Annotated in this window: 15 protein-coding genes; 13 read left to right on the top strand and 2 right to left on the bottom strand. The window is 40.9% G+C overall.

Features of this window, described 5'->3' with window-relative positions:
• Positions 1-2 precede the first annotated feature (2 nt).
• The 7 genes from hisH to hisIE all read left to right on the top strand — a co-directional run bounded on the left by hisH (position 3) and on the right by hisIE (position 5,245).
• Positions 3-596 carry an imidazole glycerol phosphate synthase subunit HisH gene (hisH, locus tag GM698_RS03260; RefSeq protein WP_176809602.1) on the top strand — a complete coding sequence of 198 codons (594 nt, stop codon included), beginning with the start codon at positions 3-5 and terminating at the stop codon, positions 594-596.
• A gap of 101 nt (positions 597-697) precedes the next feature.
• Positions 698-1,540, top strand: a complete 843-nt coding sequence (locus GM698_RS03255; RefSeq protein WP_209289651.1) for a BRO family protein — start codon at positions 698-700, stop codon at positions 1,538-1,540.
• Between the two features lie 71 nt (positions 1,541-1,611).
• Positions 1,612-2,187 (top strand): phosphoglycerate mutase family protein, encoded by a 576-nt coding sequence (locus tag GM698_RS03250; protein WP_176809604.1) that lies wholly within the window; start codon positions 1,612-1,614, stop codon positions 2,185-2,187.
• 66 nt (positions 2,188-2,253) lie between these two features.
• The gene (gene hisA, locus GM698_RS03245) at positions 2,254-3,003 is read left to right on the top strand and encodes a 1-(5-phosphoribosyl)-5-[(5-phosphoribosylamino)methylideneamino]imidazole-4-carboxamide isomerase (protein ID WP_209289650.1); all 750 of its coding nucleotides are present in this window, start codon (positions 2,254-2,256) and stop codon (positions 3,001-3,003) included.
• On the top strand, positions 2,985-3,758 hold the full coding sequence (gene hisF, locus GM698_RS03240; RefSeq protein WP_176809606.1) for an imidazole glycerol phosphate synthase subunit HisF: 774 nt from the start codon (positions 2,985-2,987) through the stop codon (positions 3,756-3,758). The genes hisA and hisF overlap by 19 nt, the downstream gene beginning before the upstream one ends.
• A gap of 88 nt (positions 3,759-3,846) precedes the next feature.
• Positions 3,847-4,587: a methylated-DNA--[protein]-cysteine S-methyltransferase gene (locus GM698_RS03235; protein WP_176807514.1), complete on the top strand. Its 741-nt coding sequence runs from the start codon at positions 3,847-3,849 to the stop codon at positions 4,585-4,587.
• 22 nt (positions 4,588-4,609) lie between these two features.
• Positions 4,610-5,245 (top strand): bifunctional phosphoribosyl-AMP cyclohydrolase/phosphoribosyl-ATP diphosphatase HisIE, encoded by a 636-nt coding sequence (gene hisIE / locus GM698_RS03230; protein WP_176807513.1) that lies wholly within the window; start codon positions 4,610-4,612, stop codon positions 5,243-5,245.
• Between the two features lie 81 nt (positions 5,246-5,326).
• On the opposite strand, the gene hslO is transcribed toward hisIE, so the two are convergent.
• On the bottom strand, positions 5,327-6,220 hold the full coding sequence (gene hslO / locus GM698_RS03225) for an Hsp33 family molecular chaperone HslO (RefSeq protein ID WP_209289649.1): 894 nt from the start codon (positions 6,218-6,220) through the stop codon (positions 5,327-5,329).
• A 164-nt stretch (positions 6,221-6,384) separates the two neighbouring features.
• The gene (hslR, locus tag GM698_RS03220; protein WP_159629079.1) at positions 6,385-6,795 is read right to left on the bottom strand and encodes a ribosome-associated heat shock protein Hsp15; all 411 of its coding nucleotides are present in this window, start codon (positions 6,793-6,795) and stop codon (positions 6,385-6,387) included.
• Positions 6,796-6,894: 99 nt separating this feature from the next.
• Between hslR and nudE the strand changes: the two genes are divergently transcribed.
• The 6 genes from nudE (at position 6,895) to GM698_RS03190 (ending at position 11,951) form a co-directional block, all read left to right on the top strand.
• On the top strand, positions 6,895-7,440 hold the full coding sequence (gene nudE, locus GM698_RS03215) for an ADP compounds hydrolase NudE (protein WP_159629080.1): 546 nt from the start codon (positions 6,895-6,897) through the stop codon (positions 7,438-7,440).
• 30 nt (positions 7,441-7,470) lie between these two features.
• On the top strand, positions 7,471-8,289 hold the full coding sequence (cysQ, locus tag GM698_RS03210; RefSeq protein WP_209289648.1) for a 3'(2'),5'-bisphosphate nucleotidase CysQ: 819 nt from the start codon (positions 7,471-7,473) through the stop codon (positions 8,287-8,289).
• A 78-nt stretch (positions 8,290-8,367) separates the two neighbouring features.
• A complete protein-coding gene (zwf, locus tag GM698_RS03205) occupies positions 8,368-9,858 on the top strand; it encodes a glucose-6-phosphate dehydrogenase (protein ID WP_209289647.1) in 1,491 nt (496 codons plus the stop codon).
• 82 nt (positions 9,859-9,940) lie between these two features.
• Positions 9,941-10,660 carry a 6-phosphogluconolactonase gene (pgl, locus tag GM698_RS03200; RefSeq protein WP_209289646.1) on the top strand — a complete coding sequence of 240 codons (720 nt, stop codon included), beginning with the start codon at positions 9,941-9,943 and terminating at the stop codon, positions 10,658-10,660.
• Positions 10,653-11,249, top strand: a complete 597-nt coding sequence (locus GM698_RS03195) for a hypothetical protein (protein ID WP_209289645.1) — start codon at positions 10,653-10,655, stop codon at positions 11,247-11,249. The genes pgl and GM698_RS03195 overlap by 8 nt, the downstream gene beginning before the upstream one ends.
• Before the next feature lie 9 nt (positions 11,250-11,258).
• Positions 11,259-11,951: an aspartate/glutamate racemase family protein gene (locus GM698_RS03190; protein ID WP_209289644.1), complete on the top strand. Its 693-nt coding sequence runs from the start codon at positions 11,259-11,261 to the stop codon at positions 11,949-11,951.

Below are 11,951 nucleotides of genomic sequence, written 5' to 3'. Positions count from 1 at the left end.
AAATGACAAACTTAGTAATCATCGACACAGGCTGTGCCAACCTGTCTTCGGTCAAATTTGCTTTTGACCGCCTTGGCATTCAGGCGGAGATCTCCCGAGATCTCAACAAAATCCAATCCGCCGATAAACTCTTGCTCCCCGGTGTGGGAACGGCAATCGCAGCGATGAAAAACCTGCACGATCGCAAGCTGATTGAAACGATCCAAAATGCTACCCAACCAATGCTAGGCATCTGTTTGGGGATGCAGCTGATGACCGAATTTTCCAGCGAAGGCGAGGTTACCACGCTCGGCTTGATGAGTGGCAACACCGAACGCTTACCAAACACCGGCTTGCCCTTGCCGCATATGGGCTGGAACAAGGTCAATTACGCCAAAGACCACCCACTTTTCCACGGTATTGAGCAAGGCAGCCACTTCTATTTTGTGCATAGTTTTGGCGTGCTGCCGAACAAAAACACCATCGCCACCTGCAATTACGGCGTGGATTTCTCGGCAGCGATTGCTAGCCAAAACTTCTACGGCGTACAGTTCCACCCTGAGCGCTCCGGGGCAGCAGGGGCGAAGTTGTTGCGGAATTTTGTGGAGAATGTCTAATTTTGTGACGCCGATCGCAAAGTTGGAAAAAGTGGCTTGATTATGCCAAGGTTTTGCTTAAAATAGCTGGAAATTTAACCAGTTATTTTAAGAGACAAGCGATGAACGAAATCAAGCTATTTGAAAACAGCCAAATCCGCTCTGTGTGGGACAGCGAAAAAGAAGAGTGGTTTTTCTCGGTGGTAGATGTGGTGCAAGTGCTAACGGATAGTGCCGACCCCAAACAGTATGTTAAGAAAATGCGGAGCCGTGACCCTGAGCTGAATAGCAAGTGGGGTACAATTTGTACCCCTGTTCCAATGTTGGGGAAAGATGGCAAAAAACGCAATGTGCAAGCGGCTGATTTACAAGGCATTTTCCGTATTATCCAATCTGTGCCAAGCCCCAAAGCCGAGCCATTGAAAATGTGGCTGGCGGAAGTTGGAAAAGAACGGATTGATGAGATTGTCGATCCGGAATTGACGATTGATCGTGCGTTGGAAACCTACTTGAAGAAAGGTTATTCCCGAGAGTGGATTAACCAGAGATTGCAAGCCATTCAGGTGCGAAAAGAGCTGACGGATACGTGGCAAGATCACGGTGTGCAAGCAGGGCGTGAGTTCGCTATTTTAACTAACGAAATTACGCAGGCGTGGAGCGGAATGAGTACTCGCCAATACAAGGATTTCAAAGGGCTGAAAAAGGAAAACCTGCGTGACAATATGAGTACCACCGAGCTGGTGTTGAATATGCTGGCTGAGGCGGCGACCAAAGATATTACCCAAATCAGCCACCCACAAGGTTTGGAAGAGAACAAAACCATAGCGAAACGTGGCGGCAATGTGGCAAAAGTCGCCCGTGAAACCTTAGAAGCCGAGACCGGCAAGCCTGTGATTACGCAACAAAATGCGATTGATTTTGCGGCGGTGATTGAGCAGGTGGCGAACAAAGTAAGGAAAAAATAAGTGCGGTCGGATTTTTGCAAGTTTTTGAAAGAATTTGACCGCTAGTAAGGCTTACCAAATAGGGTTATTGAATGAAAATTGTCTTAATGAGGCATGCGACACCAAATGTTAATGGAAAAAAGTGTTTTTACAGACAAGCTGAAGAAGGTTTAATTCAGTATAATTTAACGGACAATATTCTATTAAATGAATCAGATGCTTTTTTAAAAACAAAGGAATATGAGGAGATATTAAAAATAGAACATATTTTTGTTTCCCCATTGAAACGAGCGACAAAAACAGCAGAATATATTTTTCCTCAGAAAAACTATACTGTATTAGATTCGTTGCAAGAATTTAACTTAAGTATTTTCAAGATACCTTTTATCAAATTGACTTTAAAAAATTGGCTTGTGCTGTCAAGAGTATTATGGCTTTTAGGTATAAATAAGACAACCTATAATCTTTCGGAAGAAATAAAAAGAGTAAAATCAACCTTTAGGGAAATTTTAAAAGACAATTCCATTATTGTTGCACATGGTTTTGTATTAAGGGAAATAAGAAAATCGTTAAAGAAACATAAATTCCAACGTACATTTTTTTATAAACAAGGTTGTTTTCAAGTCGAGATTTTTTATTTAGAACCTATTTCTGCTAAATTAACTTAGCCAAGAAACTTGTCACTCATAAGATAATGATGATCCAAAATTATTTAAGATATACAGGAAAAAAATATGAAACCATCTGAAATTATCCCCGCCCTCGACTTAATCGACGGGCAAGTGGTGCGGTTGCACCAAGGCGATTATGCCAAACAGACCACTTACAGCGATGACCCTATCGCTCAATTTGCTGATTATCTTGCCCAAGGGGCGGAGCAGCTGCATTTGGTAGATTTGACCGGGGCGAAAGATCCAGCCAAACGCCAAACTGCCTTAATCGGCAACATCATTAATGCCACGAACTGCAAAATTCAAGTCGGTGGCGGTATTCGTAGCGAGCAAGATGTGGCGGATTTGCTTTCTGTTGGAGCGAACCGTGTGGTGATTGGCTCGACTGCGGTCAAACAGCCTGAAATGGTGAAAGGCTGGTTTAAAAAATATGGGGCGGAAAAATTCGTGCTTGCCCTTGATGTGAATATTGACGCAAGCGGTCAAAAAAACATCGCAATTAGCGGATGGCAAGAGGCGAGTGGTGTGTTGCTCGAAGAGCTGATCGAAGACTTTCAAACGGTTGGTTTGCAGCACGTGCTTTGCACCGACATCTCTCGGGACGGCACGCTGGCTGGCTCGAATGTGGACTTATACAAAGAAATTTGTGCCAAATATCCTGAAATTCAGTTCCAATCCTCAGGCGGTATTGGCTCGCTTGCCGACATTGAAGCCTTAAAAGGCACAGGTGTGGCGGGCGTGATTGTGGGGCGAGCGTTGCTTGAAGGAAAATTTAATGTAGCGGAGGCAATAGAATGTTGGCAAAACGGATAATTCCTTGTTTGGACGTGCGTGACGGACAGGTCGTTAAAGGCGTGCAGTTTCGCAATCATGAAATTATTGGTGACATTGTGCCGCTCGCCCAGCGTTATGCAGACGAGGGTGCAGACGAGCTGGTGTTTTATGACATCACCGCATCAAGCGACGGTCGCACGGTGGATAAAAGCTGGGTGGAGCGTGTGGCACAGGTGATTGACATTCCGTTTTGCGTGGCGGGTGGGATTAAAACCATTGCTGATGCTGAGCAAATTTTTGCATTCGGGGCGGATAAAATTTCGATCAATTCACCAGCCCTTGCTGATCCTGATTTGATTAGCCGTTTGGCAGATCGTTTTGGCGTGCAAGCAATCGTGGTTGGCATTGATAGCTGGTTCGAGCAAGAAACGGGCAAATACTGGGTCAATCAATACACCGGCGATGAAAAACGCACTCGCCAAACCAACTGGCAGTTGCTTGACTGGGTGGCAGAAGTGCAAAAACGTGGAGCAGGTGAAATCGTGCTGAATATGATGAACCAAGACGGTGTACGTAATGGCTACGATTTGGTGCAGCTGAAAAAAGTGCGTGAAGTTTGCCAAGTCCCACTCATCGCCTCAGGCGGTGCAGGCGAAATGGTGCATTTCCGTGATGCTTTTATTGATGCAAAAGTTGATGGAGCCTTGGCGGCAAGTGTGTTTCATAAGCGGATTATTGATATTGGTGAGCTGAAGGCGTATTTGGCGGCGGAAGGGGTTGAGGTTCGTAGATAATCGTAGACGAGGGTTTTAACCCTCCCGATAGGCGAGTTGAAACTTGCCCCTACGCAAATTTTGTAAGCGGTCAAAAAAGGAGTAAAAAATGCAAATATGGGATATAGTTTCCGCTTTACCAAGTCAGTGGAAAACGATAGCCGATTGGTTGGTTACCCAAAATAATCCGCCAAAATCTTATTCTCTTTTTCCCTTTAATTCAGAGGCTGAATTATTGGTATTTAAAAAAGATTTTCAAAAAGCACTTGGCATATCTTTAGGAAAATATGTGCGTTTAAGACGTGTTGATTATTTATTACATCAAATCAACGAAAAGTTTAAACAAGCCTTAAGTGCTAATTATATTGAGACTCCTTTGGGTGAAATGTTAGCCATATTCTCGGAAAAAGGCCTGTGTTTATTAGAGTTCTGCGATAGAAAAATGTTAGAAAGCGAGCTGTTGGCTTTACAAAAAAATCTCAAAGCGAATTTTATTTTTCAAACCACCGAACAAAGTATTCAACTTACGCAAGAGCTTAGTGAATATTTTGCTGGAGAAAGAAAAAATTTTAGCATTCCTCTTGATATTATTGGCACAGAATTTCAAAAAAGTGTTTGGCAAGCGTTACTGAATATTCCTTATGGGTCAACCAGCAGCTATAAATTGCAAGCAGAGTCTATGGGTAAACTCAGTGCGATTAGAGCCATAGCTGCAGCTAATGGGCGAAATCAAATTTCTATTATTATTCCTTGCCATCGTGTGATAGGTAGCGATGGTGATTTAGTAGGTTATGGCGGTGGAGTTGATCGAAAGAGAGCCTTACTGAAATTAGAAAAGACTTTTAATTAATGACCAATAGAGAGAAGTGAACATGCAAAATATTGATTGGCAAAAAGTGGACGGTTTATTGCCCGTTATCGTCCAAAATGCCCAAACCTGCGAAGTGTTAATGCTTGGCTATATGAACGCCGAAGCCCTAGAAAAAACGCTCAATGAAAAACGAGTGACGTTCTACTCTCGCACCAAGCAACGCTTATGGACAAAAGGTGAAACCTCGGGCAATTTTTTGAATGTGGTGGATTTCAGCCTTGATTGCGACAACGATACCCTGCTCATTCTTGCTAATCCGATTGGTGAAACTTGTCACACCGGGGCAGAGAGCTGTTTTCATCAATTTGAACAAGAACAGCCCGATTGGATCTTTTTCTCTAAATTCGAGCGAATGATCGCAGAGCGTAAAAATGCGGATCCAGATAGTTCTTATACGGCTAAACTTTACGCCAAAGGCACGCCGAAAATTGCTCAAAAAGTGGGAGAAGAAGCGGTGGAGAGCGTGATTGCAGCAATGAAAAATGATCGGGAAGAGTTAGTAAGCGAAGTGGCGGATCTGGCTTACCATTTAACGGTGTTATTGCACAACGCAGATCTCTCTTGGGCGGAAGTGAATGCAAAATTGAAAGAACGCCATAAAGGGATTGGCTTGCACCCTGAGGGTTCAAATAAATAAAGCACAAGCGGTCGAATTTCTTCTATTTTTTACAAATTGCAAAAAATCATCGAAATTTGACCGCTTGTTTTAGTAGAGAGATTAATTTAAGCCTAATTGACTTAATTTTTCTGCCTCTTCTTTAAAGCTTTCAATCGCTGTTTTATCAAAGAAATATTGGGTGCCGCAGCATTCGCATTGCATATCGATCACGCCTTGTTTTTCCGCTAACATCTCGTCGATTTCGTCTGCTGGCACGAGCAGTAATGCTGAGCCTGAACGCTCTCTTGAGCAACCGCATTTGAACTCGGTATCTTGTGGCGGATAGATTTCCACTTGTTCTTCGTGGTAGAGGCGGTAAAGCAATTCCTCTGCTTCCAAGCCGAATAATTCTTCGTCTTTTACCGTTTCAGTTAAGGTGGCTAAATGCTCGAAATCATCACGAGTTCCTGTGCCATCTGGCATAATTTGTAGCAACATTCCAGCCGCCACTGCTTTGCCATCATATTCGCCGTTGCGAATAATTAGGTGCGTTTGTAGCTGTTCTGAACGCTCAAAATAATCTTCCAAACATTCACGAATCGTGGGTTTATCTAAGGCAATTACGCCTTGATAGCGTTCGCCATCTGTTGGGATAATCGAAATGACCAACACGCCGTTGCCTAGCATCTCTGCTAATGTGGCATTGTCTGGAATGTCTGCTTGAACACGGGCTAAAGCACGTAGTTGTTGATTATCGTTGCCGTTTACCACCGCTAATTTTAACGGACCATCGCCTTGAATTTGCACGGTGATCGTGCCGTTAAATTTCATTGTGGCGGTTAAAAGGCTGGTGGCAACGAGCATTTCGCCTAGCAAATTTTGTACGGCTTTGGGATAGGCGTGGGTGTTGAGCGTTTCCGTGAACGTATTATTTAAACGCACCCATTCGCCACGCACCGCACGATCTTTGAATAAATAGCGATAGAGTTTGTCGTTGTCTTTGGTGTAGTTCATTGTGATTCCTCGTTGCAAGCGGTCGATTTTGGCTGAAAATTTGCACATTTTTGTGGAAATGTAACCGCTTGTAAAAATAAAAGGTGAGCCAACTGCTCACCGCTGTAAGATGCTCTCAATATAAGGATTATTTTTTTGATTGCAAGGGCAAATTCATTCGGTAATTAGCCAAATTCTTGTTCTTTGAATTTGATTAACTCTCTCCGCTCTTTTTTGTTTGGACGGCGATCTGGGTGTGGCATAGAAAGGGCATTCGCTTTACGGGCAAATGCCATTGCCTCACGGTGCTTGACGCTTTTTTCCGTTTCTTGATAGAGCAGTTGTGCCTCTAAGGCTCCGCGTCGTTGGTCGTTTAATGCCAACACTTCGATCTCTTTTTCTTCGTTGCCTTGACGGAGTTTGATGGTTGCACCAATTTCTACCGCTTTACTTACTTTCGCTCGTTGCCCGTTATAATGCACTTTTCCACCTTCAATCATCGCCTTTGCAATGGTGCGTGTTTTGTAAAAGCGAGCTGCCCAAAGCCATTTGTCTAAACGGATTTCCTGTTTTTCTTTTTCGTTTTTATTTTTCATTTTCTGCCTTAAAATCAAAACAATAGTTGAAATATTAGAGCAAAAATGTGTTTTTTCAACTAAAATGAAAACACACCCTAATAAAAAGGTGAGAGAAAAATGAGAAAACAGCTTCCTGACATTCTAAAAATTACCACGCTTGCGAAAACACGTATTTTCGAGGTGCAATCTATTGATCTGCGTTTTTCTAATGGAGAAGAGCGGGTTTACGAACGTTTAACACCACAGCGTCGTTCTGCGGTGCTGGTAATGCCAATTCAAGATAATGAATTGATTATGATTAAAGAGTATGCCGTTGGCTCTGAGCGTTATGAGTTAAGTTTTCCAAAAGGTATTGTTGATGCAGGCGAGGAGCCGATTGAGAGTGCTAACCGAGAATTGCAGGAAGAGATAGGTTTTGGGGCGAAAAAATTAGATTTTTTGCGTTCACTTTACAGCTCTCCAAGCCATATGTATGGTTTAATGCACGTTTTTGTGGCAGAAGATCTTTACCTTTCTAAATTAGAGGGTGATGAGCCTGAACCATTGGAAATAGTACGTTATCCGTTAGATAAAATTGATGATTTATTAGCAGATCCCTGTTTTGCAGAATCACGTAATTTATCTGCGTTGTTTATGTTAAGAGATTATTTGAAAAATAAATAAGCGAAAAAGAACAAGCCTTTCGGGGGCAAAATGCAAACGTTAAACCAACAACTACTTGATAATATTATCGCCATTGCGAAAGAGGCTGGTGAGCACTTAATACAGCTCTACACTCGTTCGGTAGCGGTGAAAATTAAGCCAGATGATACCCCAGTGACAGAGGCAGATCTGTTTATTAGCCAATTATTAACCGAACGTTTAACACAACTTACGCCAGATATTCCTGTTTTGTCTGAGGAAAGTTGCAATATTGCCTTGTCTGAGCGTAATCAATGGCAGGAATATTGGATTATCGATCCGTTAGATGGCACTCAGCAATTTATTAACCGTACAGATCAGTTTTCGATTGTGATTGGCTTGGTGCAGAAAAGAGGCGAGAAAAATCAGCCTGTGTTGGGCGTAATTTACGCGCCAATCGTGGATAAACTCTATTTTGCTATGGAAGCAAGCGGTGCATTTTTGCAAGAAAATGGCAAAACTCGACCGCTTGTAAGCACGCCTTACTGTGAGGAAAAACCGTTAGTAATTACTGTTGGTAGCCAAATTCAAGCTGATAAAGCCTTGCAAACTGTAGGTGGGCGTGAGGTTCAGTTTTTGCAATATGGTTCAAGTAGCTTAAAAGCAGGCTTGGTGGCGGAAGGTAAAGCGGATTGTTATATTCGTTTTGGTGATACTGGCGAGTGGGATACCGCTGTGGCAGAAGTGTTGCTTAAAGAAGTGGGGGGAGCTGTGTTCGACTTTGATTTCTCGCCATTAACTTATAACCTGCGTGAAACCTTTATTAATCCTTACTTTGTGATGGTTAAAAACAGCTCACTAAATTGGGATAAAATATTTTTATTCAAATAGGTAGTTCCCATTAGCAATTTTTATGATAATCTTGCACTCAACAATATTTTAACAATTAGAATTAATAGGATTATATAAATGAATAATGCTGAAAATAGTTGCGTGGTCATTTTTGGTGCGTCTGGCGATTTAACCTTTCGTAAACTGATTCCTGCACTTTATAATTTATACAAAATTGGAAGATTGGGCGAACATTTCTCGGTATTAGGCGTTTCTCGTTCTGATTTAACCGATAAAACCTTTCGTAAAAAAATGCGTGATGCGTTAGTAAAATTTGAGAAAGCAGAAGGAGGTGAATTAGATTCATTTTGTGAACATCTCTATTATCAAGCATTAAATACTTCTGATGCGGCAGATTATGCCAAATTACTTCCTCGTCTTGGTGAATTACACGAAAAATATCAAACCGCAGGTAACACGCTTTACTATCTCTCAACACCACCGAGCTTATACGGTACGATTCCTGAATGTTTAGCCGCTCACGATTTGACGACTGAAGAAACTGGCTGGAAGCGTATTATTGTTGAAAAACCGTTTGGCTATGATATTGAAACCGCAAAAAAATTAGATGTTCAAATTCATAAATACTTTGCAGAACATCAAATCTACCGTATTGACCACTATTTAGGTAAAGAAACGGTACAAAACTTGCTTGTGTTACGCTTTTCAAATGGTTTATTTGAGCCGCTTTGGAATCGCAACTTTATTGATTATGTGGAAATTACTGGTGCGGAATCTATAGGCGTAGAAGATCGTGGCGGTTATTATGATGATTCGGGGGCAATGCGTGATATGTTCCAAAATCATCTATTGCAAGTGTTAGCAATGGTAGCAATGGAACCGCCTGCGATTATTAACGCCAACTCAATGCGTGATGAAGTCGCGAAAGTGTTGCACTGTTTGCATCCATTAACCGAAGAAGATGTTAAAAATAACGTGGTGTTAGGGCAGTATGCACGTGGCACGGTTGATGGTAAAGAGTTACCTGCTTATGTAGAAGAAAATGGCGTGCCTCCAGATTCAAACACGGAAACTTTTATGGCGGTAAAATGTGAGATTGATAACTGGCGCTGGGCTGGCGTGCCTTTCTATGTGCGTACGGGTAAGCGTTTACCAACACGTATTACTGAAATTGTAATTCACTTTAAAACTACGCCACATCCAGTATTTAGCCAAAATGCACCAGAGAATAAACTCATTATTCGTGTTCAACCTGATGAAGGTATTTCAATGCGTTTTGGCTTAAAAAAACCAGGGGCTGGTTTTGAGGCGAAGGAAGTCTCGATGGATTTCCGCTATTCAGATCTAAGCTCTTCTTCAAGCCTATTAACGGCTTATGAACGCTTATTGTTAGATGCGTTAAAAGGCGATGCAACACTTTTTGCTCGTACCGATGCAGTTCACGCTTGCTGGCGATTTGTGCAGCCGATTTTGGAATACAAAGCAAATCGTGGTCGTGTTTATGAATATGAATCTGGCACTTGGGGTCCGACAGAAGCGGATAAGCTCATTGCAAAACACGGCAGAGTATGGCGTAAACCATCAGGAATGATGAAGAAAAAGGTTTAATAAATAATCAATATAGCGGCGTGCATCGCATGCCCGAAATATTGTAATGGGTGTATGACATACACCTTACAAGGAAATGATGATGCAAACTAAGATTTTCCCAACAGCACAATCTGCAGTCGAGCAAATCGCTAAAGAGTTTAAAGCCTACAGCGAACAAAACCGCCCAGTGCATATTTCACTTTCTGGTGGTTCAACGCCGAAATTATTATTTAAAACGTTGGCTCAAGCTCCATTTAACACCGAAATTCAGTGGCAAAATCTCCATTTTTGGTGGGGTGATGATCGAATGGTTCACCCAACTGATCCTGAAAGTAACTACGGTGAAGTGCAAAAATTGTTATTCGACCATATCGAAATCCCCGAAGAAAATATCCACCGTATTCGTGGTGAAGAAGATGTAGAGCAGGAGCTTGTAAGATTTTCACAAGAATTAACCGCTTGCGTGCCAAACCTTGAATTTGACTGGATTATTTTAGGTATGGGGAATGATGGTCACACAGCCTCACTTTTCCCTCACCAAACCAATTTTGACGATCAAAATGTGGCAGTAATTGCCAAACACCCTGAAACAGGGCAAATTCGTATTTCTAAAACCGCTTCACTCATTGAAAAAGCCAAACGCATTACTTATTTGGTAACAGGCAGTTCAAAAGCGGAAATTGTAAAAGAAATCCAAATCACACCGGCAGAAGATTTACCTTACCCAGCCGCTAAAATCAAAGCCAAAGATGGGGTGACGGAATGGTATTTGGATAATGATGCGGCGAAGGCTGTTGTAATAAGAGATAGCAATGAATGAGATTACTGAAATGATGCCGTATATTATATCAGCATTAACATTTATATTTGCTATATACAAATTCCAAATTGAATTTATATATAAAAGAAATTTTAAAGATTTTGATCAAATTTCTAAATTTATATTACAAGAAAAAAATTGGGAAAGATTACAAAAGCAAAAGCCTCTAGTTCAGGATGCATTCTGTCGAACGATTAGTTATTTTAGATCTTATTCTTTTGAACAAGTTGAACAATTAATCGCAAGTGGAGTTCCTCTATCTGAATTGATAGTTGTAACAAAATTGAATAAAAATAAACTATTGTCTTATAAAGACAACAAATTTTTTTTGAGAAAAGAGCCTAAGCTTAGTTTAAAAGGGTATAAGTTTCTCTATATTATACTTTTTCTTATTTTATTTATAATAGGGACAATAATTCAGTCTAAAATAGATACAATACAATCGGCTATATCTCTGTTAGTTTTGATGGCTTTTACAGAAATTTGTTTACTTTTGAAATTTGAACTAGATAAATTCAAATATGAATTTAAAGAAATGGAACATAAAATAAATAGTAGGCAATTCACAAATATAATTATACTGAAATAAGGAATATATATGAAAACATTAGGTATTTTAGGTGGAATGAGTGCAGAAAGTACGGTTTCTTATTATATACATATTAACCGTGCTGTTAATCAAGCATTAGGTGGAAATACCAGTGCAAAAATGCTTGTTTCAAGTGTGAATTTTGAAGAAATCGTTCAATACCAAAAACAAGGGAATTGGCAACGCTCAGGAGAAGTGCTTGCAGAGCAGGCTAGATTATTAGAGCAAGCAGGAGCTGAGGGCATTTTATTAGCAACTAATACAATGCATAAAATAGCTGATCAAATTAGCAATCCTATTTCGGTTCCATTTCTGCATATTTTAGATTGTGTTGCCGATACAATTCAGTCAAGAGGAATGAGTAAAGTTGCTCTACTTGGCACACAGTTTACAATGAGCGATAATTTTTATCGTGATGGTTTACTTGAGCGGGGTATTACGCCTATTGTGCCAGACGAAAGCACGCAAAAAGAGATTCATCGGATTATTTTTGATGAATTATGCTTAGGGAAAATTGAAGAAAGTTCAAAATCGTTTTATCTTGAAACCATTAAGAAGCTGCAGGAACAAGGGGCAGAAGGTGTTATTTTAGGCTGTACTGAAATTGGTTTATTGATTAAACAATCAGACAGCGAATTACCGTTTTTTGATACCGCAGAATTGCATAGCCAAATGGCGGTGCAGTTTATTTTAGGTCACTAA

It is taken from the genome of Mannheimia sp. ZY171111 (assembly GCF_017750945.1).
Taxonomy (GTDB): domain Bacteria; phylum Pseudomonadota; class Gammaproteobacteria; order Enterobacterales; family Pasteurellaceae; genus Mannheimia; species Mannheimia pernigra.
This window is presented reverse-complemented; position numbering and strand designations above follow the sequence as displayed.

Coding starts and splice junctions, on each gene's coding strand:
- hisH (WP_176809602.1), top strand. CDS start 3: ATGACAAACTTAGTAATCATCGACACAGGCTGTGCCAACCTGTCTTCG.
- GM698_RS03255 (WP_209289651.1), top strand. CDS start 698: ATGAACGAAATCAAGCTATTTGAAAACAGCCAAATCCGCTCTGTGTGG.
- GM698_RS03250 (WP_176809604.1), top strand. CDS start 1,612: ATGAAAATTGTCTTAATGAGGCATGCGACACCAAATGTTAATGGAAAA.
- hisA (WP_209289650.1), top strand. CDS start 2,254: ATGAAACCATCTGAAATTATCCCCGCCCTCGACTTAATCGACGGGCAA.
- hisF (WP_176809606.1), top strand. CDS start 2,985: ATGTTGGCAAAACGGATAATTCCTTGTTTGGACGTGCGTGACGGACAG.
- GM698_RS03235 (WP_176807514.1), top strand. CDS start 3,847: ATGCAAATATGGGATATAGTTTCCGCTTTACCAAGTCAGTGGAAAACG.
- hisIE (WP_176807513.1), top strand. CDS start 4,610: ATGCAAAATATTGATTGGCAAAAAGTGGACGGTTTATTGCCCGTTATC.
- hslO (WP_209289649.1), bottom strand. CDS start 6,220: ATGAACTACACCAAAGACAACGACAAACTCTATCGCTATTTATTCAAA.
- hslR (WP_159629079.1), bottom strand. CDS start 6,795: ATGAAAAATAAAAACGAAAAAGAAAAACAGGAAATCCGTTTAGACAAA.
- nudE (WP_159629080.1), top strand. CDS start 6,895: ATGAGAAAACAGCTTCCTGACATTCTAAAAATTACCACGCTTGCGAAA.
- cysQ (WP_209289648.1), top strand. CDS start 7,471: ATGCAAACGTTAAACCAACAACTACTTGATAATATTATCGCCATTGCG.
- zwf (WP_209289647.1), top strand. CDS start 8,368: ATGAATAATGCTGAAAATAGTTGCGTGGTCATTTTTGGTGCGTCTGGC.
- pgl (WP_209289646.1), top strand. CDS start 9,941: ATGCAAACTAAGATTTTCCCAACAGCACAATCTGCAGTCGAGCAAATC.
- GM698_RS03195 (WP_209289645.1), top strand. CDS start 10,653: ATGAATGAGATTACTGAAATGATGCCGTATATTATATCAGCATTAACA.
- GM698_RS03190 (WP_209289644.1), top strand. CDS start 11,259: ATGAAAACATTAGGTATTTTAGGTGGAATGAGTGCAGAAAGTACGGTT.